This window comes from Herbaspirillum chlorophenolicum (assembly GCF_001189955.1).
Lineage (GTDB): Bacteria > Pseudomonadota > Gammaproteobacteria > Burkholderiales > Burkholderiaceae_D > Herbaspirillum > Herbaspirillum chlorophenolicum.
Map to the genome: position 1 here is coordinate 81,478 of NZ_LFLT01000015.1, position 21,590 is coordinate 103,067.

Sequence of the window (21,590 nt, forward strand, 5' to 3'; positions counted from 1 at the left end):
CATGCGAACCTATTCATGGAAAAGCAAGTCGAGCGAAACGCCTGCCGGAGGCAAACGGACGCGTATCGTCGATAGCAATTTCCATGATCGCCGCGACAGCGCGGTCGCACAGCGTTCGCTGATGGAGATGGCGCGAGACAGCGAACGCGCGCTGCAACGCAAAGAGAATGACAAAGCAAGCGACCAGGATGATGAGAAGGGCACCGATGCGGGTGGATTGATCAGCATGATGCCGGCGGTGACTGTGCAACGGCAAACGGGGGGAGGTGCGGAAGGGGGCGGTGGAGCGGCCGAGCATCGCAACGACACGGGCCTGCCGGACGGCTTGAAGTCAGGCATCGAGTCGTTGTCAGGCATGTCGATGGATCATGTCAAGGTTCATTACAGCTCGGACAAACCTGCACAGCTCAACGCACATGCGTATGCGCAGGGCCGGGACATCCATATTGCACCCGGGCAGGAACAGCATCTTCCACATGAGGCATGGCATGTGGTGCAGCAGGCGCAGGGAAGGGTAGCGCCGACTATGCAGGCCAAGGGCGTGTCAATCAATGACGACCATGCCTTGGAGCACGAGGCCGATGTTATGGGAGCGCGGGCTCTGCAAGCAAAGCCAGAGCACGGCAATTCGTCATTTGGCGACAGGCGCGTAGTTGGTATTGCACAGATGGCCGGGGTGATTCAGGCAATTAGGGGAACCGTAGCTACAGCGCAAGGCGAACGCGTCAATTTGGTCAGTCGCCATGACGGCACGTTTCTAGACCGGAAGACGGGAAGAATCTTTACGCAGGATTTGAACAATCCTGCCATTTTCCATCTACAAGCCGACGATGTTTTACCTATCGATCAAGGCATCGAGCAAGATGGGGAAGAGGAAGAGGGCGGCATGGAGCAAGATGGTGCCGACATGGAGGAGGAAGAGCCGCAGGGGCCGCTGCGCGCTGCATTCCTCAACGCGCGCCATGCCATTGAACAACATCTCGGTCGCGGCCTGACGGGCCAGGAATGGGATGTAATTGCCGACCACGCCGCCGATGCCATTAATAACATGCGCACATACGGATTGAATCCGGTCACGGAATTGTCCGGTCCTAACGGCGCCTCGTGCATTCCGACATCAGACTGGATATATTCCCTGCTAAGACATGGTCCACAAACTCAGCGCGGTAATGCGGGCGACACCACGACCACGGCGGAAAGATTGGATGCATTGGCTACCGCTATCGAGAATGAAGCGGCAAACAGTATCTACCAGGTGGTATTCAATCCAGCTCATCACGGCTTCGTTGTCGTGATCGTCGGCGACCTGGCGGAAGTTACCCAAAGCTTCGCGAATTCAGAATTGCTGGGGACCAACCTGGAGAACGAGAATTTTACGTTCACGCGCGCCCAAGTGGCGGCTCACCTGCGTAATTTTCTTGATAACGACGAAACCGCAGAAGCGCAAGAAGCGATGTTCGAAGGCCGTATCGATGGCGGTGAGGACGAGGAGACTTATCTTCCGATTCATCCGATTGCCCAGATGCAGTTGAGCTGGAACCGATCCTCGTTGCGCGCCGATGCAGCAACAGCCATCCAAGGTGAGCTAAACACGCGGGCTAATGCATTGTTCCCGAGAGCACACGGTCAACGTTAAACCCAGGGCTTCATTTGTAGTAGTTCGGACTTGATAGACTTGACGACGAGCAATGCTCCTTCCGGTTCAATTGATCAAAGATAGGTATGGCCGAATCCAGCACAAAAAATAAAGCCAATTCATCTCAGTCCGGCAATCAAGTAGCCGACGGGAAGGCTGTTTTCCTGGAAGATAACCGGTCCGCTGCCGCACTCCAGGGGAAGTTTGCCCAAACACTGCCTCAGGCAACGTTTGTGGACAAACGGCCGGAGGCGCTCCAGCTTAGGTCAATCCGCGAGATGATGGATGGCAGCCAGCGTATTGCACAGCTGCGTGCGGCCGGTGCGCCGATGGAGAACAGTTCCCGCTCCAAACGGGATGCCGCCTTCGGCGCCATGACGCCAATGAACAATGACGTTGCACAAGCAAAAACGCTTGGCGAAGATTCAACGCAATCAACTCAACAGCCTGCGCCAAAAACAAACAACACAGGCTTGCCCAATCAGCTTAAAGCCGGCGTCGAATCACTTTCCGGCATGAGCCTGGATCACGTCAAGGTGCATTACAACTCATCCAGGCCTGCGCAACTGAATGCCCATGCGTATGCGCAAGGAAGCGAAATCCATCTTGCGGCGGGGCAGGAAAAACATCTGCCGCACGAGGCCTGGCATGTGGTGCAACAGGCGCAGGGCAGAGTCAAACCGACCTTGCAGATGAAAAGCGGCACGCCTGTCAACGACGACAAGGGGCTGGAACGAGAGGCGGATATCATGGGGCAGCAGGCGCTGGCGGCAGGCTCATCCCCGGCAACAAATGCTCGCGTAGTACAAGGCGCCGGACTTGGCATGCCGGTGCTGCAGCGTTTTTATGTGGAATGCAGCGCCACGGATGAGGGCGCTAAAAGTGCGGAGGATACGGACGGGGGAGAATATTACTATCGCTGGCAGGAAGGCGAGCGTGATCCTGATCGATATGTTACGAGCAGCAGAAACAATATAACCGGCTGGAAATTTCGGAACTTGTATCGCTATCAGCCGCCGGATGAAAAGAAACCGGAACCGGTGGAGGCTCCGGCGAAAGCCCCAGCAGCGGTGGCCGGGGCTGGGGTGAAGCTCACCAAACATGATCGGCGACGGCTCAGAGCGGAAGCCGCAGCAGCGGCTGCGGCTGCGCCAGCGGCAGCAGAATCGGCGCCATTGGCTGCGGCGTCTGGAGAGTCTTCTGGAGCTTCCCCTGCTGCCGCCCCCGCACGGGCGGAGGTGGATGACGCGCCAGCTCGCGCGGAAGCAAAGGCCGTTGTCGAGACGCCGCAGGCATCTCCCACGCTTCCCTCCGGAGCGGAGGCGGCGGCAGGCGATTCGGCGTCTGGGCAAGCATCGGCGGAAGCGTCAGCTCAGAGCCAAGATGTAGAGCCGTTTTTGGCCGGAAAGCCTGCCGTTGTCCCAGCTGGTTCCAAAATCGGGGGAGCGGCAAAGAAACCAGACAGAAGAGCAGCCAAACGGGAAGCGAAAAAGGAGAAAGACCAGGAGAAGCAAGCGCGAGCAAAGGTAAGAGCTGCAGAAAGAGCTGCGGAGAGAGAAGCGACAGATCAAGAGGCCGCAGATAAAAAGAAGAAAAAAGAGGCTGGACGAGCTGATTACGAAAAACGTGAGAAAAAGAAGGAGATAGCAGTACAGGCGGGCACGCGCAATACGCTGAAAACAATCGAAAAGAAGTGGCTAATGGAAGGCGATGGATTTGATGTGGTCACCTCAGGAGGCGGCGCAGGAATGCTTCTTCTCACAGGACTGAAGTATGAGATAAAGGACGAAAAAAGAGCGGCGCATATCTCCTTGCCGCCTGATAAAAGCGGATTGGGTTATGTCTCCGAAGGGCATTTGAAGATTGAAGGCGGACGCAGTGACGGGATTTTGAATCAATACTTTTTTTCGGTTGATGAATCAGGCGGAATAAGAAAAATATCCAATTCGCTGAAGGTGCCTACGAAGAATCCAGGAAAGTGGGCAGATTTGGGTGAGGACGGCAACGCAATATGGAGCGACCTTGAAAAGCGGATGCGACGCCTGATCTTCACGGTCGAGAAGAACACCGCTGAGGAGCGTGATTCAGCCGCCGCCGGGGCCCCCGCAGCCGCTGCAGCAGCCCCGGCTGCCGCAGCATATGGAGGCGCGGCCGACGACGACGCTGCCAGCGGCACTGCCGATGTCGATCGTGATGCAGATGCAGATCGCGACGCCGATGACGCTTAAAACGACTAATGGCGCTTCCATAGCCCCTGCGGACGCCCCCGATATGAGCTGGCATGTGCTGGAACATGCGCGGCCTTTTTCCGCGTCCTTACTATGGCAACTGCAACGCCGTTATTTCAGCGAACGCGGCGCAAGCGCATGGCGGCAAGGAGAGGTGCCGCATTACATCACCAGCAATCCGACTATCGCACAGGCATATGCCGAAACCGTGTTCGCCTTTTATCAGGACCGCCAGCGCCTGGCGCCTGCTGCCGAGCCATTGACCATTTGCGAACTGGGAGCGGGGTCGGGGCGTTTTGCGTTTCATTTTTTGCGTCATCTGGCGCACTTGTGCGCTTCGACGACGGTACCGCTGACGGAGTTTCGTTACGTGCTGACCGACTTTACGCAAAGCAATCTGGACGCATGGCGCAACCATCCGCGTTTTCAGGCGTGGATCGATGCAGGCTTGCTGGACATGGCGCTGTTCGATGTCAATCGTCCCGATACGCTGACGTTACAGATCGAAGGTAGTTCATTGGCGACAGACAGCTTGCAGCATCCGCTGGTGGCAATCGCCAATTATGTGTTCGACGGCGTTCCGCAAGAGTTGTTTTATTTTCAGGATGGCTCGTCCTACGGCTGCGAGATGGCGCTGCTCACGCAAGGCGACCCGTCCGATATGGACGTCACAACGCTGCTTGATCAGGTGCAGCCACACTACACTTATGCGCCGCTCAGTGTTGCGCCTTGCACGGAAGCTGCCGCGCAGGCCTTGTTTGAACATTACCGAACCACGCTGGCGCGGGCGCATGTTTTGTTTCCGCTGGCTGCCTGGCGTTGCCTGACGTTGTTGCATTCGTTCTCGCGCGGCGGATTGCTGCTGCTGTCTGCGGATAAAGGGCAATGCAGGCAGGAGGCGATCGCACTGAGCGCGCCACCGTCCATGGCGCGCCATGGATCATTTTCATTAAGCGTGAACTATCATGCTCTGCTCAGTTGTGCCGAGTCGGTCGGCGCTTTGGGCTTGCGCCCGCCGCATCCGCATCGCAGCCTGGCGATCATCGCCTTGCTGCTGGTACCGGCTCCGACGCAGCATGTGGCCACTTGTGCTGCATATCAACGCCATTTGGCCGAATTCGGCCCGGACGATTTTTATACCCTCGCCAGTTTTCTGGCGCGGGGCATGCACAACATGGGGATCGCTGAAGTGTTGGCGTACATGCGCTTCAATCGTTTCGATGCACATCAACTGGCGCGAATGATGCCGCGTCTGAAGCAACTGGCGCCCGAACTCGGCAGCGGGCATTTCCACGATCTTAAGAAAATGTTCGAGCGCTGCTGGGAAGGCTATTTTCCGCTGGGCGAGGAAAACGATCTGGCATTCGATATCGCTTGCTTGCTGTATGAGCAGAATGACTTTCTCGGCGCGCTGACCTACTTCGTGCGTACCGAGGATATCTATGGCTGCAATCCCGGCGTCTTGTACAACATGGCCGCCTGCCATCAGCAACTGGGGCAGTACCGGCAGGCGCGTGCGCTGCTTGAGCAGGTATTGCAGCTCACGCCGGATAACGAGGGGGCGAGGACTTTGCTCGCGGACTTGCAGGAAGATGCAGCTCCCGATGTGTGAGTAGCGCGCAACCAAGCGTGGCGCCGCAATGGTCGGAAAAGTAAAAGTGAAATCTTGCTGGCGTTTCAGGCCAATAGATTGAAAGCGCGTCCACTGGAAATGCTGCAGTGCAAGATGATCTATCCGACTTTCCTTACGGCATGATTACAAACCATTGGTCTTACCGGTGAACGATCGTTCACTTTTCCTTGTGGGCTATGCCAGGCCAAGCTTATTAAATTTCTGAATGCCTGATATGCGGGAATAAAATCGCCCGCCCCGAGAATCATAAATTGCTTTGCGGCTATATTTGCGACGTACGCGATAGTTACGTCGGGAGGCAATGACTCCCTAAGCAACTTCATGCAGCGCGATGGTGGGGAAACCTGGCGGGCAAACGCGCATACAGGGGGATTTTCATGGGCAATTCGCAAGGGCAGGGGAAAAAGGCTCTGGTGATCGGGGGCGGTGCGCCGAATTCGACGCTGATCGCCGGGGCATTGGCGGCATTTCTTTCAGAGGGCGTCGAGTTCGACGTCATTTCAGCGTCCGGCGCCGGGGTCCTGATGGGGCTGCTTTACACCGCGCCGCGCGATGCATCGCCGCGTGAAGCGCTCATGCGCTGGGCCGAGGTTGGTGTGGCCGACAGCATCTACAAGCTGTTCCCGGTCAACTACAAGGTGTTCAAGAAGCCCGGATCGCAAGCCGAAAGCTACCGCGATTCGATGATGGCGCAGCTCAAGACCTTGCCCAGCATGGGGGTGAATCCGTTCGCCGAGATCTTCACCCACCATTTTGCTGAAGCCTCGGCCAAATGGAACGACTGGATGCATCTGCTGATGTCGGCCTTGTCGCCATCCGATCTCAACTCGGGCAGCCTGGGCCTGTGCGCGCACCTGCCATTCCTCGAGCAATCCATCGACTTCGACACCGTCGCCAGGATGGGGCCGGAGTTCTACATCAACGCCTACAACATCGACCGCCACCGCATGCAGGTCTGGGGCAAGCGCGAGATTACCGCGGCCCATGTGCGGGCATCGCTGTCGTTTCCCTTTCTCTATGCGCCGACCGAGATCGATGGCGAGAACTACATCGAAGGCGCGGCGCTGGATACCCTCAACTTCAATCCATTCATTCCGGGCGCCAACGGCGAGCCGCCGCTGCACGACGATGTCGACACGCTGGTTGTGCTGGACATCCTGGGCGAGGATCGCCTGATCAGGAAGCCGCGCAATCTTTACGATGCCTGGGTGCGTTCCATCATCACGCCGCTGGTCAAGATTTCCAAGGCCGAGCAGCGTCTGTTCGAACTCGAACACAATACGGACCCGGCCACCGGAAAGCCGCGCCGCAAGATGCTCAAGGTCGACCTGATGAAGGATGTGCCGCAGCAGCATTGGCCGGAGATATTGGACTGGTCTTCTTCCAACATGCAACTGCTGTTCGATGTCGGCTACCGCGCCGGCCTCGAATTCTGCCGTACGCACGGCGATGCGCTGGGCGTGCAGGAGAGGGCGGCGCCGCTGGCAGCATAAACGGCATCCTTGCCGACCGCCGGAAGTTCAATCGCGCAAGGCGGCATAAGAACCGGCCAGCGCCTCAGGCATGGCGAGTGCGGAGACAAAAACGGCTCCGGGACGCATTCCTGGTTTTACTCACTTATTTCATGGACTTTTTATCATGACGATCACCAAGCGCCTGATCATTACTTTATCGACAGCCTTGCTAGCGCTGCTGTTCGTCGGCGTCGACGGCCTGTGGCAATTGCAGCGTGCCCAGCAACGGCTGGATACGATCCAGAACCGCATCATTCCCGGCATCGAAAGCCTCAATGCCCTTAAGGGCTTTATTGCCGATTCGCGTCTGGCCGGCTATCGCCTGTCGGTGTTTGCCAACCTGCCCGACAAGACCACCCTGCAAAAGGCAGTCGATGCAGCCAATAAATCCCTGGATGACGAATTCGCACGCTATGACCGCGAGCGCGTGTTCAACGATGATGACCGCAAGCTGATGGAGATCGACAAGGCCAACGTCGAAGCCTACCGCAAGGCGCTGGTGCCGTTCTTCGCCGCCGCTTACGCAAATGACATGGACGCCGTGCGCGCCACGCTGGAAGCCGGTACGCCGCTGGCCCTTACTGCCGCCGCGGCCAAGAAAGGCATCGACGACCACATCGTCGCCAGCGGCAAGCTGATTGCTGCGATACGCACCGAGAGCGACGAGGCCTACGCCTTCGCCTTCCGTACCATGGTGGCGGTGATCGTCGTTGCGGTGCTGCTGACCGCATTGCTGGGCTTCCAGACGCTGCGCCATGTGAGCCGCAGCCTGTTCCGGATCCAGAACACCTTCGAGCATGTCAGCCAGACACTGGACCTGTCGCGTCCGGTGCCGGTCGAGCGCATGGATGAAATCGGCCGTACCGCCACCGCGTTCAACAAGCTGCTGGCGCGCATTGTGGAAGTGGTGACCACCACGCGCAGCTCGACCGATTCCGTTACCGTTGCCGCACGCCAGATCGCGGCCGGCAATGCCGACCTTTCTTCCCGTACCGAGCAACAGGCGGCAGCGCTGGAAGAGAGCGCATCGAGCCTGGAGCAGTTGACTTCGGTCGTGCAGCAAAACACCGAGAATGCGCGCGAAGCCAACAAGCTGGCGCTGTCGGCATCGAACATCGCTTCGCAAGGCGGCGATGTGGTGCGCCAGGTGGTCGAGACGATGAACTCGATCAACGACTCCTCGCGCAAGATCGTCGACATCATCGCCGTAATCGACGGCATCGCTTTCCAGACCAACATCCTGGCGTTGAACGCAGCCGTGGAAGCCGCCCGTGCGGGCGAGCAGGGCCGCGGCTTCGCGGTGGTGGCTTCCGAAGTGCGTTCGCTGGCGCAGCGTTCGGCGGCAGCGGCGAAGGAAATCAAGATGCTGATCGACGACTCCGTCGACAAGGTCGGCACCGGCAGCAAGCTGGTCGAGCGTGCCGGCGTCACCATGAGCGAGATCGTCGACAGCGTCGAACGCGTCACCCAGATCGTGGGCGATATCGCTTCGGCCAGCGAAGAGCAGAGTTCGGGCATTTCGCAAGTCAACCAGGCGGTTTCGCAGATGGATCAGACCACGCAGCAAAATGCCGCACTGGTGGAAGAGGCGGCCGCTGCGGCACAGGCGTTGCAGCAGCAGGCAGAGACGCTGGAGCGGGTGGTGGGCGTTTTCAAGCTGGATGCCAACCGCCTGGCCAATCCAGTCGCCGCGGCGCCGGTCATGGCGCGCAGTTCCATCAACATCACGCCGCAAAGCGCACGCATCAAGAGCGATGCTTCCAATGTGAAAAAGCTGGAAATGGAGTTGGAGGAGTTCTGATCCAACCAATTGGCTGAGGGACAGAAACGAAGCAATCCATTGTTCCTGCAGCAAGAAAAAGCTCCTCGATGAGGAGCTTTTTTCATTCTGGGAAGGACATTCGGCAATCGGGTCGCCTGGTTTCCATCCGGACACGCAGCGGCTATTTATATAATGATATAATTAATGCTAATCATTATCATTTGATTGACCAGGAGAACACTAAGATGATTGGTATCAAGAAACTCGCTGTTGCCGCCGCCTTGATGGCATGTACCGCAGGTGTGGCCATGGCCGCCGAATACCCGATCGGCAAGCCGCAGATCCAGAACGGTTTCGAAGTCAATGCCGTCTACCTGCAACCGGTCAAGATGGAGCCGGACGGCATGATGCGCAAGGCGGAAGAGTCCGATATCCACCTGGAAGCCGACGTCCGCGCCGTGGCCAAGAATCCTAACGGTTTCGCCGAAGGCGACTGGATGCCTTACCTGGTAATCAAGTATGAGCTGACCAAAGCCGGTTCCACCAAGACCATCAAGGGCGACATGATGCCGATGGTCGCCAACGACGGCCCGCACTATGGCGACAACGTCAAGCTGGAAGGCCCGGGCAAGTACAAGCTGAAGCTGACCATCTCCTCGCCGGCTGCCAATGAGCATGCCCACTTCGGCCGCCACGTCGACAAGGAAACCGGCGTCGGCCCATGGTTCAAGACGTTTGAATTGACTTACGACTTCACCTTCGCCGGTATCGGCAAGAAGGGCGGTTACTGATCCGTGCCGGTTCTGTGACGGGGGGAGCTTCCTGTCGCCGGACCGCGCGGTGCCGTAATTGTGCTGTATCGAATACCGGCTGCCTGGAGGCCATGATCCTCAGTGCAGCCGGCTTCTATTTCAGAGTTCTGGAGCGCCCATGTTTTTACGCAAAGCCCGACTGATGCTCGGCGCAGTGCTGCTGCTGGCAGGAGCCTCGCTGGCGTCGGCCTCCGATTTGCCGACCTTCAAGCTGGAAATGCAGGACGGCAAGCTGATCCCGCCGCGCATCGAAGTGCCGGCCGGCCAGCGCATCAAGATCGAGATCCACAACATCGGCAAATCCGCCGCCGAGTTCGAAAGCATCGAACTGCGCAAGGAAAAGGTGTTGGCGCCGGGCGCCCAGTCCTTCGTGGTGATCGCCCCGTTGCGTCCTGGCGAGTACAAGTTCTTCGACGACTTTCACCTGAACATGCCGCAAGGCGTGATCGTCGCCAAGTAAATCGGGCGGGCTCGACACCGCACCGGATCGCGCCCGGATGCGGCATTGAACAAGGGCGGTACGCCGCCCCATGCGCGAGACGCGAGGAGCAACGGCGTCGACCCGGCAGCCATGCGGCCGAGCGGAATGTATTGAACGAAGCAAGCTTTGCAAGGGAAGGTTTTCAATGGGACAGGTCATGTTCATCGTCTGGCGCGAAAGCGTCGAGGCGCTTCTGGTGGTCGGCATCCTGTATGCCTGGCTGAAGAATGGCGATATCTCCGCGCGCCGCGGCTTGCCGTACCTGTGGAGCGGCGTGGCGGCCGGCGTGCTGCTGGCACTCGCATTGGGCGCGGCGCTGCTGGGCTTTTCCGAGCTGCTGGCGGGCGACGCCCAGACGTATTTCCAGATTGCCATCGTACTGATCGCCTCGGTGTTGATCGTGCAGATGGTGTTCTGGATGCGCAAGCACGGCCGCACGCTCAAAAAGGACATGGAAAGCTCGATGCAATCCAGTGTCGAGAGCGGCAACTGGTGGGGCGTATTCGTGCTGGTGGCGCTGGCCATCGCGCGCGAGGGCAGCGAAACCGCCGTGTTCCTGTACGGCATCGGCCTGGGCCAGCAGGAGGCCAGCACGGCCTCGCTGGTGCTGGCCGGCATCATCGGTTTCGGCCTGGCCTTCCTGACCTTCTATATCCTGCAACTGGGCGGCAAGATCTTCTCCTGGCGCCGTTTCTTCCAGGTCACCGAAGTGATCCTGCTGCTGCTGGCGGCCGGCCTCCTGGTCACCGGCGTGGAAAAGCTGTTCGATGTGCTGCTGGAAAGCTCCGACGCACTGTCCTCGGCCGACTGGACCATGACCCTGACGGCGCCGGTGTGGGACACCTCCTGGCTGCTGGACGATTCTTCCACCATCGGCAGCCTGCTGTCGACGCTGACCGGCTACCGTGCACGCCCGGCGCTGCTTTCGGTGATCGTCTATGTGGTTTATTGGGTTGTGATATGCTCGGCCCTTTACCGCAAACCGAAGCCTCAGCCCAAGAGGCAAGAAGCAGTCTGAGCCCGCTATGAATACCTGTACGCAATCGCCGACCCTGCTCTCGCGTACGGGCGATTGGATGCGCCGCAACGGCGCATCCATTCGCGGTTTGCAGTGGATCGTGGTGGCGGTGTACGCCATCCTGATCCTGGTGCCGGTGTTCCTGCCGCTGCCTGACGAAACCGCCCACCTCTGGTCCAACATGACGCTCATCGCCCAGTTTGCCTTCTGGGGCATCTGGTGGCCGTTCGTGCTGGTCAGCATGGTCCTGATGGGGCGCGTATGGTGCGGCGTGCTCTGTCCGGAAGGCGCGTTGACCGAATTCGCCAGCAAACACGGCCGCGGCAAGGCCATTCCCAAATGGATGCGCTGGGGCGGCTGGCCTTTTGTCGCTTTCGCGCTGACCACGGTCTACGGCCAGATGGTCAGCGTCTACCAATATCCCAAGGCAGTGCTGCTGGTGCTGGGCGGTTCCACCGTCGGCGCCATGATCGTCGGCTACCTGTATGGCCGCGACAAGCGCGTCTGGTGCAAGTACCTGTGCCCGGTCAATGGCGTGTTCGGCCTGCTGGCCAAGCTGGCGCCGCTGCACTACAAGGTCAACGAGGATGCCTGGCGCGCCTCCTACCATCCCCAGCACAAGATCATCCCGATCAATTGCGCGCCGCTGGTGCCGTTGCGCAACATGAAGGGCGCCTCGGACTGCCATATGTGCGGACGCTGCAGCGGCCATCGCGATGCCATCGAACTGACCTTCCGTGCGCCGACGGTAGAAGTGGTCAAGTTCGGCAAGACCCAGAACAACCTGTGGGAAAGCGCCCTGGTGCTCTACGGCCTGCTGGGCATCGCCATCGGTGCGTTTCACTGGACCGCCAGCCCCTGGTTCATCGTCATCAAGCAGGCTATCGCCACCTGGCTGATCGACCATGACATCATGTGGCCTTTCGGCACCCAGGCTCCCTGGTGGCTGCTGACCAATTATCCGCAACAAAGCGATGTCTTCACCTGGCTGGACGGCGCCATGGTGGTGGGCTACATCATGGCTACCGCACTGGTGCTGGGTACCGGGATTTCGCTGCTGTTCGCCCTTGGCACGCGCCTGCTGGGCAAATGGGAATGGAGCCGCTTCAACCACCTGGTGCAGTCGCTGATTCCGCTGGCAGGTTGCGGCGTGTTCGTCGGCTTGTCGGCGACCACCATCAGCCTGCTGCGCGCCGAGCACTGGCCGGTGTACTGGGCCAACGACGTGCGCGCCGCGCTGTTGTCGGCGATGACGCTGTGGAGCCTGGTGCTGGCCTGGAAGGTGGTGGCGCGCTATGCCACGTCCTGGCCGCAGCGCCTGGTCGCCATGGCGCCGCTGGTTGGCGGTCTGGCCTTGGTCAACTATGCCTGGCTGCTGATGTTCTGGCTCTGGTGAGATTGCGGCGCTGAACGGCTTGGCAAAACGGCAAATTCCCATCAAGGGGTTTGCCGTTTTTTTATTGCCCGCCTGAGCCTGCTCAAGGCCGGCTTGGGCTCGGCGCGGTACAATCCCGCCTTTCTATTTTCTGTACAAGAGTCTGCCATGAGTACGTTGCCTGCCTGCCCCCAATGCCAATCCGAATTCACGTATGAGGATGGCGGCATGTTCGTGTGTCCGGAATGCGCGCATGAATGGTCGGCGCAGCAAGCCTCGCCTGCCGTCGAAGAAGCCAAGGTCTGGCGCGATGCCGCCGGCAACGTCCTGCAGGATGGCGATACCGTTACCGTGATCAAGGACTTGAAGCTCAAGGGCGGAGGCGGCGTGGTCAAGATGGGCACCAAGGTGAAGAATATCCGCCTGGTCGATGGCGACCATGACATCGATTGCAAGATCGATGGTTTCGGCTCGATGGGACTCAAGACCGAGTTCGTCAAGAAGGTCTGATCGATTCCCGGGCGGCCCCTCGCGGGCCACCTTCTCGCATCCAGAACAAGCACCAAGAATCCGGAAACAGTAAACGACAACGCCATGGCCCGCCCACGCTTCATTCCCGACAACATGACCTTGCTGCTGATCGCCGTAGTGGCGACGGCGTCCATTTTCCCCTGTACAGGCGATGTCGCCATCGGTTTCGACTGGCTGACCACGTTCATGATCGGGCTGCTGTTTTTCATGCACGGCGCCAAGCTCTCGCGCGAGGCGGTGGTGGCCGGCATGACGCACTGGCGCTTGCATGCCACGGTGCTGCTGTGTACTTTCGCCATCTTCCCGCTGATCGGCCTGGCCGCAAAGCCGCTGCTCACTTATTTCATCACGCCCGAGCTCTACCTCGGCTTGCTGTTCCTGTGCGTGCTGCCATCCACTGTGCAGTCGTCCATCGCTTTTACGGCCGTCGCGCGCGGCAATGTGCCGGCGGCGATCTGTGCGGCTTCCGCATCCAATTTGCTGGGCATCTTCCTCACGCCGCTGCTGGTCGGCATACTGGTGGTGGCGCACAACGGCGACGGCCATTCTTCGCTGGGGTCGATCCTGAAGATCGTCTACCAACTGTTGCTGCCTTTCGTTGCCGGCCAGGCGCTGCGTCCCTGGATCGGCGCCTGGATCGAGCGCAACAAGTCCTGGCTCAAGTTCGTCGACCAGAGCTCCATCCTGCTGGTGGTCTACGTCGCGTTCAGCGAGGCGGTAGCGCAGGGCCTGTGGCATCAGGTGCCGCCCACCATGCTGGTGTCGGTGCTGGTGATCAATGCAGTGCTGCTGGCCGCCATCATGCTGATCACCACCTACGGCAGCCGCCGCCTTGGCTTCAACAAGGAAGATGAAATCACCATCGTCTTTTGCGGCTCCAAGAAGAGCCTGGCCAGCGGCGTGCCGATGGCCAAGGTGCTGTTTTCCAGCGGAGCGATCGGCATGGTGCTGCTGCCGGTGATGCTGTTCCATCAATTGCAGTTGATGGTGTGCGCGGTGCTGGCGCAACGCTACGGTGCGCGCGAGGAAGAGGTGCAGGCAGCCGTCGCAACGGAAAGCGGCGGCGATTGAAATGGATGCCATACCAATGCCATGAAAACAAAACCGGCCATCAGGCCGGTTTTGTTTTTGGTGCGGGGCGTGCGAATCAATGCATCCGCATCAGGGGGCCGGATTCGGCTGGTCCTTGTGGATCGCTTCGATGCCGGCGATCACTTCATCGCTCAGTTGCACTTGCAGGCTATCCAGGTTGCTGCGCAACTGATCCAGGGTAGTGGCGCCGATGATGTTGGAGGTCAGGAACGGGCGGCTGTTGACGTAGGCCAGCGCCATCTGTGCCGGGTCCAGCCCATGCCGCTTGGCCAGCGCCACGTATTCGGCGGTGGCGCGTTCGGCTTGCGGGCTGGTATAGCGTACGAAACGCTCGAACAGCGTCAGGCGGCCGGCAGCGGGGCGTGCGCCATTCAGGTATTTCCCGCTCAACATGCCGAAGGCCAGCGGCGAATAAGCCAGCAGGCCAACCTGTTCGCGGTGCGCGAACTCGGCCAGGTTGATCTCGAAACTGCGGTTGAGCAGGTTGTACGGATTCTGGATGGTGACCACGCGTTCCAGGCCATGCTGTTCGGCAGCGCGCAGGAATTGCGCCACGCCCCATGAGGTTTCGTTGGACAGGCCGATATGGCGGATCTTGCCGGCCTGCACGAATTCGGAGAGCACCTTCAGCGTTTCTTCGATCGGCACGGTCTTTTCATCGGCCACGTGCTGGTAGCCGAGCTGGCCGAAGCTATTGACGGTGCGGTCGGGCCAGTGCAATTGGTAGAGGTCGACGTGGTCCAGTTGCAGCCGTTCCAGGCTGCCGTGCAGCGCATCGGTCAGGCCCTTGCGGTCGAGGTCGTTGACGCCGCCGCGGATGTGGCGCGGGTTGTGCGGCTTGCGCGCAGGGCCGGTGCATTTGGTGGCGATCAGCAGCTTGTCGCGCAGGCCGGACTTCTTCAGCCAGGTACCCAGATAGCGTTCGGACAGGCCCTGGGTTTCCGCTTTGGGCGGCACCGGATACATTTCCGCCACGTCGATCAGGTTGATGCCACGCTCTACCGCCAGATCGAGCTGGGAATGGGCGTCGGCTTCAGTGTTCTGCTGGCCCCAGGTCATGGTGCCCAGGGTGATCAGGCTGACCTTGGCATCGGTGCGGCCAAGTTGGCGATACAGCATGTATTTCTCCTTATCGTGGTCGGCGCAGGTGCGACGCGCCGGATCGGGTAGTATATCTGCGCCGCTTCTTCATTGCAGGACGCGGCCGGACCGGCGCCAAGACCGGTAACCGGATACGCCGAAACCCGGAGCCATCCTGCCTGCTGCGTGCAATGCATGCGATAGGAAAGCGGCTTCCGCCACAAGAAAATCATTTCCGCCTGCCATCGCGTCCATCGCTTCATGTCATCCACATCCACTCCCACTTCGGGCCAGGCCGAGGCCGGCCAGCTCCTGCGCCACCATACTGCGTTCAAACTGTTCTGGGGCGCCAGCGTAGCTTCCACCATCGCCTTGCAGATGCAGATCGTGGCCGTCGGCTGGCAGGTCTACCAGCTTACGCACAGCGCTTTCGACCTCGGTATTGTCGGCCTGGTGCAATTCATTCCTTCGCTGATCCTGGTGTTCGTGGTCGGCCATGTGGCCGACAAGCATGATCGCCGCAACGTCGCGCGCCTGAGTGCGCTGGTGGAGGCGCTGGCGGCGGCCACGCTGGCGTTGGGCAGCATCGGCGGCTGGCTCAATCGCGACATCATTTTTTGCATCGTCTTCGTGATCGGCGCCGGGCGCGCTTTTTCCAAGCCCACCATGTCGGCCATGCTGCCCAGCCTGATGCCGCCGTCGCTGCTGCCGCGCGCGGTGGCGGGATCGGCTTCGGCCACCCAGTTCGCCATCATCATCGGCCCGGCGGTGGGCGGTTTTCTCTATGTGGCTGGCCCGGCCGTGGTGTATGCCAGCAGCTGCGTGTTGTTCGCGCTGTGCAGCCTGATGCTGTCGCTGATCAGGCGGCCGCCATCGGCTACGCCTGCACCGGCGGCCAAACCGACCGGCGCCAGCCTGTCCTCGGTGTTCGCGGGGCTGGCCTTCATCCGCAGCAAGCCGGCCATCTTCGGCGCCATCTCGCTGGACATGTTCGCCGTATTGCTGGGCGGCGCCACCGCGCTGCTGCCGGTGTACGCGCACGACATCCTGCAGACCGGTTCGGTCGGACTGGGTTTGCTGCGTTCGGCGCCTGCGGTGGGGGCGCTGACGGTAGCGCTGTTCCTGGCGCGCAATCCCTTGCGCGGAAGGGTGGGGCGCACCATGTTCATCGCGGTGGGAGTGTTCGGCCTGGCGACCATCGTATTCGGCCTGTCGCGCTCTTTCGCCTTGTCTTTGCTGGCGCTGGTCGTGCTGGGGGCATCCGACATGATCAGCGTGGTGGTGCGCTCTTCCTTCGTTCAGCTGGAAACGCCGGACAACATGCGCGGGCGCGTGAGCGCGGTCAATTCGGTCTTCATCGGCACTTCCAACCAGTTGGGCGAGTTCGAGTCGGGCCTTACGGCGGCCTGGTTCGGCGCGGTGCCGGCGGTGCTGATCGGCGGCATCGGCACCATCCTGATTGTGCTGTTGTGGGTACACCTGTTCCCGGCGCTGTACCGGGTGGATCGGCTGGTTTCGAAGTAGGTGCGGCGGTGGTAGCCGCGTTTCCTAGCGGATCTCGCCGCCGGCCCGGAACAGCCGCATCTCTTCCTGAGTGGCTGCCGGCTGCTGCGCCAGCAGCAATTGCAGGAACTGGGCATAGGGAACAGGCTTGCTGAAGTAATAGCCCTGATAGTCGTCCGAGCCGAATTCGCGCAGCGCATTCAATTGCTTTTCGGTTTCCACGCCTTCGGTCACTACCTTCAGGTTCAACGCATGGCCCATCGCAATGATGGCCTGCACGATGGCGCTGTCGTTGGGGTCGTCCGGGATGTCGTTGATGAAGGACTTGTCGATCTTCAGCGTATTGACCGGGAAGCGCTTCAGGTACGCCAGCGAGGAATAGCCGGTGCCGAAATCGTCGATGGAGATGGTGAAGCCTTCGGCGCGGATGCCGTCCATGATCGCAATCGCCTGGTCGCGGTTGTGCATGACCATGCTTTCGGTGATTTCGAATTCCAGGCAGGAGGGCGGCGTGCCATGGTGTTCGACCACCCGTTTGATGTCGTCCAGCAGGTTGGCGTCGCCGAACTGGCTGCCGGCCAGATTGATCGAGATGCGGCCGAATTCCAGGCGGCGCTCCAGCAACTGGCCGACATCGTGGCAGGTGGCATCCAGCACCGCCAGGCCGATCTGGTCGATCAGGCGGGTCTCTTCGGCCAGCATGATGAATTCCCCCGGCGGCAGCAGGCCGCGCACCGGATGTTGCCAGCGCACCAGCGCTTCGGCGCCGACGATGCGCGCGCTCGCCAGGTTGACCTTGGGCTGGTAGTGGACCACGAACTCGCCGCGTTCGATGGCGCGCCGCAGCTCGGATTCCAGCGCGATGCGCTCGACCGTGTTGGTGTTGACCTCGTCGGAGAAGAAGCGGTAGTCGTCCTTGCCGTGGTGCTTGGCGCGGTACATGGCGATGTCGGCATTCTTGATCAGCGCTTGCGCATTGTTGCCGTCGCCGGGATAGGTGGCGATGCCGATGCTGGCCGAGAGCGTGGCTTCCTGGCCATCGATGATGAAGGGCTTGCGCGCTTCGGTCAGCAGTTTTTGCGCGATCTCGCCCAACTGTAGCGGATCGTCGAAATCGTCCACCAGCACGATGAATTCGTCGCCGCCCACGCGCGCCAGGATGTCCAGCTCGCGCAGGCTGCCGCGGAAGCGCTGGGCGATTTCCTGCAACACCGCCTCGCCGGTCTCATGGCCGAAGGTGTCGTTGATGTTCTTGAAACGGTCCAGGTCGAGCAGCAGCACTGCCACCATGCCGTCGCGGTGTTCGGCGTGGGTGATTGCGTTGCTCACGTGCTGGGTGCACAAGAAACGGTTGGGCAGCCCGGTCAGTTCGTCATAGTGCGCCAGGTGGCGGATGCGCTCGTCGGCGCGGCGGCTCTCGATGGCCACGCTGGCCAGGTCGGCGGCGATGTTGGCCAGTTGCAGGTATTCGCTGCTGGGCGCCTGGTTTTCCTTGAGCAGTGCGGAAAATACGCCGAGCAGCTGGCCTTCCTTGCCAAGGATGGGCCAGGCGCCGCAGGAGGGATACGCCTCGGTGTCGATCAGCGGGCGCAGGTGTTCCATCATCGGATCGCGGGCGATGTCGGTGACGATGCAGGGCGAGCGCCGCAGCGCCGCTTCCGCCGCCACGCCGTTGCCGTGGCGGATGGCCATGCCCCGCAGCATGTGCACTATGCGTTCCGGATGGCGGTGGCTCAGCACTGTGGTGAAATGCGTGGCGTGCTCGTTCACCAGCAGGATGCAGCATGAGCTGTAGGGGATCTGCGAATCGGCGAAGCTGACGATTTCAGAGAGGATGCCGTCCAGGTCCTCGTCGGCCATCACCATATGCAGCACGCGGTTCTGTTCGCTTTGCAGCAGTTCGGCGCGCTTGCGGGCGGTGATGTCACGCAGGATGGCGAAGATCGCATAGCCGCGGTCGAGTTCGGCGCGGTGAAGCGTGACGTCGGTATAGATGATCTTGTTGCGGCGTACCGTTACCCACTCGAATTGCTGGGGCTGTCCGGAGAGCGTTTTGGCGACCAGGTCATCGATGTCCGGCTGCTCAATGTGCAGCGACTTGTGGCGCGAAAACAAACCGACCTTGCGGCCGATGATGCGTTTCTTATCCAGCACGCCGAAAAAGCGCACCGCGGCTGCGTTGCAGTCGAGATAGCGCAGGTCGGCCGAGATCAGCACGATCGGGTCGTTGCCGTCTTCGTATAGCTTGCGGTAGCGGTACTCGCTGACCGAGAGCGCATTGTCGAGGCGGCGCTGGTAGCGGTAGTAGATCAGGAAGGATACCAGCGCGATCAGGATGAAGCCGAGGATGCCGGTGGCCAGCAGGATACGGTTTTCGGTCCGGCTGCGCCACGGGGCCAGCACGTCGTCCATGCGGCGCGCATACACCACCAGCATCGGCCAGTCCTGCAGCCGCTTGTAGGTGAACAGCAGCTGTTCGCCGGTCAGGTAGGAGACTTCCTCGAAGCCGCCTTCCTCCGGGCCGCTGCTGATCCTGGCCATGCTCTTGGCATCCCTCATGCTGGTGTTGAGCCAGCGTTCTTCGAAGGGCGAACGGATCATCATCGAACCGTCGTCGCTGCGCAGCGAGACGATCGCCTTATAGTTGGTGATGTGCTTGTAGAAGTCGAAGAAGTAGGCGGCGCGCAGTTCGGCCACCAGCATGCCGGCCGGGTGGGCGGCGCTGTCGTACAGGTTCATCGCCACCGGCAGCACCAGTTCCCGGTTGTAATGGCTGCGGGTGAGCTGGCCGACGAACAGGCGCGGACGCGCCGGATCGCGGTCCGCATATTTCAGCTTGAGGTCGCCGGCGACGTTTTCCTGTTCCAGGGGCAAAAAGGAGCTGGCGCGGCTGAACCCGGTGGGGTCGACATAGCGCAGCGCCAGCACCGCCTGCTGCTGCTGTTTTTGATCGACGAGCAGGCGGTGCAGGCCGGGGCCGTCGCTGAGCAGGTCGTGGTCGGCTTGATGGATGGCCGCCGAGGTTGCCGACAGCATGAGGTCGATGTTGCGGAAGGCGCGTTCGGCGTGTTCCTGCACGCTGCGCACGGCGACCATCGAGCTGCTCTTTTCCGCCTCGATGGTCAGAAGACGATCCTGGCGGATCTCCCACCATGTCTGGATGACGATGAACGAGCCGACGAAAGCGACGAAGATCAACAGGGTCCTGAGGGTGCTGCCGGCTCGTCCGGCGGTCTTTTTCTGTTTTCCCATGTAGACGAAGATTGAAAACAACGGTGGTTATGCAGCTTCCCGCCGCTAACCGTTAATTGCCCGGAATGCGTCAATGCGCCTCGACTGCGGCGCGCTGTTTCATCGGATGTTTTGTTGCCGTTTGTTTGGCAGGTCAGTGCGTCTTCCCGTTTGCACCCATATCCGCGTTCTTGCAGGAAGAGGGGATGCCTGGCCGGTGGCTGATTTTCGTCTTGTTGCTTTCCATGCCACTGGAAATGTCATCCGTGTTTTCTTGTCTGCGTACGGCTTGGTGCTTTTATTGGGGTGAACCTTACCGCATGCGACGATCTTTGTCATTATCACTACGCGGGAGAATGTGTTCCCGGGGGCTATTTCATGGCCGGCGGAAAGTTTTCATCAGAGAGGCGGCGCAGCCCATTTCTGTTTGCGATGCGATAATACCGCCTTGGTTTCGCGCGAACATCTGGGGTTTCCCGCCGTTTCCGGCGCTCTCCAGGCGATTCTGCCATGTGTGCCCTGGCCGCGGGCGGACCAGTCGCGAAGTTATTTCACCATCATTGACAAAGGACAACATCCCTATGAAAACAAGAGCAGCGGTAGCATGGCAGGCGGGCAAGCCCTTGACCATCGAGGAAGTCGAACTGGGCGGCCCCAAGGCCGGCGAAGTGCTGGTTGAGATCAAGGCCACCGGCATTTGCCACACCGATTACTACACGCTGTCGGGCGCCGACCCCGAAGGGATCTTCCCCGCCATCCTGGGCCATGAAGGCGCCGGCGTGGTGGTCGATGTCGGCCCCGGCGTGAAGTCGCTGAAGAAGGATGACCACGTCATTCCGCTGTACACCCCGGAATGCCGCGAATGCAAATTCTGCCTCTCGCAAAAGACCAACCTGTGCCAGGCGATCCGCGCCACCCAGGGCCGCGGCCTGATGCCGGATGCGACCAGCCGCTTCTCGCTGGACGGCAAGCCGCTGTTCCACTACATGGGTACCTCGACCTTCTCCAACTACATCGTGGTGCCGGAGATCGCGCTGGCCAAGATCCGTTCCGACGCGCCTTTCGACAAGGTCTGCTACATCGGCTGTGGCGTCACCACCGGCGTGGGGGCGGTGCTGTTCACCGCCAAGGTGGAGGCGGGCGCCAACGTGGTGGTGTTCGGCCTGGGCGGCATCGGCCTGAACGTGATCCAGGCGGCCAAGATGGTCGGCGCCAACAAGATCATCGGCGTGGACCTGAACCCGGCGCGCGAAGCCATGGCGCGCAAGTTCGGCATGACCGACTTCATCAATCCCAAGGATGTGCCCAACGTGGTCGATGCCATTATCGGCCTGACCGACGGCGGCGCCGACTACAGCTTCGAATGCATCGGCAACACCACCACCATGCGCCAGTCGCTGGAGTGCTGCCACAAGGGCTGGGGCCAGTCCATCATCATCGGCGTGGCGGCGGCCGGCCAGGAAATCTCGACCCGTCCGTTCCAGCTGGTGACTGGTCGCGTCTGGAAGGGTTCGGCTTTCGGCGGCGCGCGCGGACGCACCGACGTGCCCAAGATCGTCGACTGGTACATGGAAGGCAAGCTCAACATCGACGACCTGATCACCCACAAGCTGCCGCTGGAGCGCATCAATGAAGGCTTCGACCTGATGAAGAGCGGGGAGTCGATCCGCTCGGTGGTCGAGTTCTGATGAAAG

The 21,590-nt window shown here is 60.5% G+C and carries 15 protein-coding genes; 13 read left to right on the forward strand and 2 right to left on the reverse strand.

Translation table 11 applies throughout. The features are described from left to right. The first annotated feature begins 1 nt into the window (after position 1). The 11 genes from AKL28_RS23900 to AKL28_RS11525 all read left to right on the forward strand — a co-directional run bounded on the left by AKL28_RS23900 (position 2) and on the right by AKL28_RS11525 (position 14,061). The gene (locus AKL28_RS23900; RefSeq protein ID WP_231602402.1) at positions 2-1,636 is read left to right on the forward strand and encodes an eCIS core domain-containing protein; all 1,635 of its coding nucleotides are present in this window, start codon (positions 2-4) and stop codon (positions 1,634-1,636) included. 86 nt (positions 1,637-1,722) lie between these two features. Beyond that, positions 1,723-3,864: an eCIS core domain-containing protein gene (locus AKL28_RS25030; RefSeq protein WP_231602403.1), complete on the forward strand. Its 2,142-nt coding sequence runs from the start codon at positions 1,723-1,725 to the stop codon at positions 3,862-3,864. Continuing rightward, positions 3,818-5,476 carry a tetratricopeptide repeat protein gene (locus AKL28_RS11485; RefSeq protein ID WP_169801838.1) on the forward strand — a complete coding sequence of 553 codons (1,659 nt, stop codon included), beginning with the start codon at positions 3,818-3,820 and terminating at the stop codon, positions 5,474-5,476. The genes AKL28_RS25030 and AKL28_RS11485 overlap by 47 nt, the downstream gene beginning before the upstream one ends. A 398-nt stretch (positions 5,477-5,874) precedes the next feature. Continuing rightward, on the forward strand, positions 5,875-6,990 hold the full coding sequence (locus AKL28_RS11490; RefSeq protein WP_050468277.1) for a patatin-like phospholipase family protein: 1,116 nt from the start codon (positions 5,875-5,877) through the stop codon (positions 6,988-6,990). Positions 6,991-7,135: 145 nt separating this feature from the next. Then, complete coding sequence (locus AKL28_RS11495) at positions 7,136-8,812, forward strand: methyl-accepting chemotaxis protein (protein ID WP_050468278.1); 1,677 nt, start codon at positions 7,136-7,138, stop codon at positions 8,810-8,812. A gap of 206 nt (positions 8,813-9,018) precedes the next feature. Continuing rightward, complete coding sequence (locus AKL28_RS11500) at positions 9,019-9,564, forward strand: iron transporter (RefSeq protein WP_050468279.1); 546 nt, start codon at positions 9,019-9,021, stop codon at positions 9,562-9,564. Between the two features lie 139 nt (positions 9,565-9,703). Continuing rightward, positions 9,704-10,045 carry a cupredoxin domain-containing protein gene (locus tag AKL28_RS11505; RefSeq protein WP_050468280.1) on the forward strand — a complete coding sequence of 114 codons (342 nt, stop codon included), beginning with the start codon at positions 9,704-9,706 and terminating at the stop codon, positions 10,043-10,045. A 166-nt stretch (positions 10,046-10,211) separates the two neighbouring features. Beyond that, complete coding sequence (locus tag AKL28_RS11510; protein WP_050468281.1) at positions 10,212-11,084, forward strand: FTR1 family iron permease; 873 nt, start codon at positions 10,212-10,214, stop codon at positions 11,082-11,084. Between the two features lie 7 nt (positions 11,085-11,091). Next, the gene (locus tag AKL28_RS11515; protein ID WP_414735698.1) at positions 11,092-12,480 is read left to right on the forward strand and encodes a 4Fe-4S binding protein; all 1,389 of its coding nucleotides are present in this window, start codon (positions 11,092-11,094) and stop codon (positions 12,478-12,480) included. A 147-nt stretch (positions 12,481-12,627) separates the two neighbouring features. After that, positions 12,628-12,969, forward strand: a complete 342-nt coding sequence (locus AKL28_RS11520; protein ID WP_050468282.1) for a zinc ribbon domain-containing protein YjdM — start codon at positions 12,628-12,630, stop codon at positions 12,967-12,969. Positions 12,970-13,053: 84 nt separating this feature from the next. Continuing rightward, positions 13,054-14,061 carry a bile acid:sodium symporter family protein gene (locus AKL28_RS11525; RefSeq protein ID WP_050468283.1) on the forward strand — a complete coding sequence of 336 codons (1,008 nt, stop codon included), beginning with the start codon at positions 13,054-13,056 and terminating at the stop codon, positions 14,059-14,061. A gap of 90 nt (positions 14,062-14,151) precedes the next feature. Here the strand turns inward: AKL28_RS11525 and AKL28_RS11530 are convergent, their stop codons facing one another. After that, a complete protein-coding gene (locus AKL28_RS11530) occupies positions 14,152-15,201 on the reverse strand; it encodes an NADP(H)-dependent aldo-keto reductase (protein WP_050468284.1) in 1,050 nt (349 codons plus the stop codon). 222 nt (positions 15,202-15,423) lie between these two features. On the opposite strand from AKL28_RS11530, the gene AKL28_RS11535 reads away from it, so the two are divergent. Beyond that, positions 15,424-16,686: an MFS transporter gene (locus AKL28_RS11535; protein ID WP_050468285.1), complete on the forward strand. Its 1,263-nt coding sequence runs from the start codon at positions 15,424-15,426 to the stop codon at positions 16,684-16,686. Positions 16,687-16,710: 24 nt separating this feature from the next. Here the strand turns inward: AKL28_RS11535 and AKL28_RS11540 are convergent, their stop codons facing one another. After that, entirely contained in the window at positions 16,711-19,917 is a 3,207-nt protein-coding gene (locus AKL28_RS11540; protein WP_050468286.1) for an EAL domain-containing protein, read from the reverse strand. A 560-nt stretch (positions 19,918-20,477) separates the two neighbouring features. On the opposite strand from AKL28_RS11540, the gene AKL28_RS11545 reads away from it, so the two are divergent. Further along, positions 20,478-21,584, forward strand: a complete 1,107-nt coding sequence (locus AKL28_RS11545; protein ID WP_006463992.1) for an S-(hydroxymethyl)glutathione dehydrogenase/class III alcohol dehydrogenase — start codon at positions 20,478-20,480, stop codon at positions 21,582-21,584. Positions 21,585-21,590 lie beyond the last annotated feature (6 nt).

Excerpts from the sequence above, each read along its gene's own strand:
- AKL28_RS25030 (WP_231602403.1), top strand. The coding sequence starts at position 1,723 with ATGGCCGAATCCAGCACAAAAAATAAAGCCAATTCATCTCAGTCCGGC.
- AKL28_RS23900 (WP_231602402.1), top strand. The coding sequence starts at position 2 with ATGCGAACCTATTCATGGAAAAGCAAGTCGAGCGAAACGCCTGCCGGA.
- AKL28_RS11530 (WP_050468284.1), bottom strand. The coding sequence starts at position 15,201 with ATGCTGTATCGCCAACTTGGCCGCACCGATGCCAAGGTCAGCCTGATC.
- AKL28_RS11520 (WP_050468282.1), top strand. The coding sequence starts at position 12,628 with ATGAGTACGTTGCCTGCCTGCCCCCAATGCCAATCCGAATTCACGTAT.
- AKL28_RS11515 (WP_414735698.1), top strand. The coding sequence starts at position 11,092 with ATGAATACCTGTACGCAATCGCCGACCCTGCTCTCGCGTACGGGCGAT.
- AKL28_RS11525 (WP_050468283.1), top strand. The coding sequence starts at position 13,054 with ATGGCCCGCCCACGCTTCATTCCCGACAACATGACCTTGCTGCTGATC.
- AKL28_RS11490 (WP_050468277.1), top strand. The coding sequence starts at position 5,875 with ATGGGCAATTCGCAAGGGCAGGGGAAAAAGGCTCTGGTGATCGGGGGC.
- AKL28_RS11545 (WP_006463992.1), top strand. The coding sequence starts at position 20,478 with ATGAAAACAAGAGCAGCGGTAGCATGGCAGGCGGGCAAGCCCTTGACC.
- AKL28_RS11500 (WP_050468279.1), top strand. The coding sequence starts at position 9,019 with ATGATTGGTATCAAGAAACTCGCTGTTGCCGCCGCCTTGATGGCATGT.
- AKL28_RS11495 (WP_050468278.1), top strand. The coding sequence starts at position 7,136 with ATGACGATCACCAAGCGCCTGATCATTACTTTATCGACAGCCTTGCTA.
- AKL28_RS11505 (WP_050468280.1), top strand. The coding sequence starts at position 9,704 with ATGTTTTTACGCAAAGCCCGACTGATGCTCGGCGCAGTGCTGCTGCTG.
- AKL28_RS11540 (WP_050468286.1), bottom strand. The coding sequence starts at position 19,917 with ATGGGAAAACAGAAAAAGACCGCCGGACGAGCCGGCAGCACCCTCAGG.
- AKL28_RS11485 (WP_169801838.1), top strand. The coding sequence starts at position 3,818 with ATGTCGATCGTGATGCAGATGCAGATCGCGACGCCGATGACGCTTAAA.
- AKL28_RS11510 (WP_050468281.1), top strand. The coding sequence starts at position 10,212 with ATGGGACAGGTCATGTTCATCGTCTGGCGCGAAAGCGTCGAGGCGCTT.
- AKL28_RS11535 (WP_050468285.1), top strand. The coding sequence starts at position 15,424 with ATGTCATCCACATCCACTCCCACTTCGGGCCAGGCCGAGGCCGGCCAG.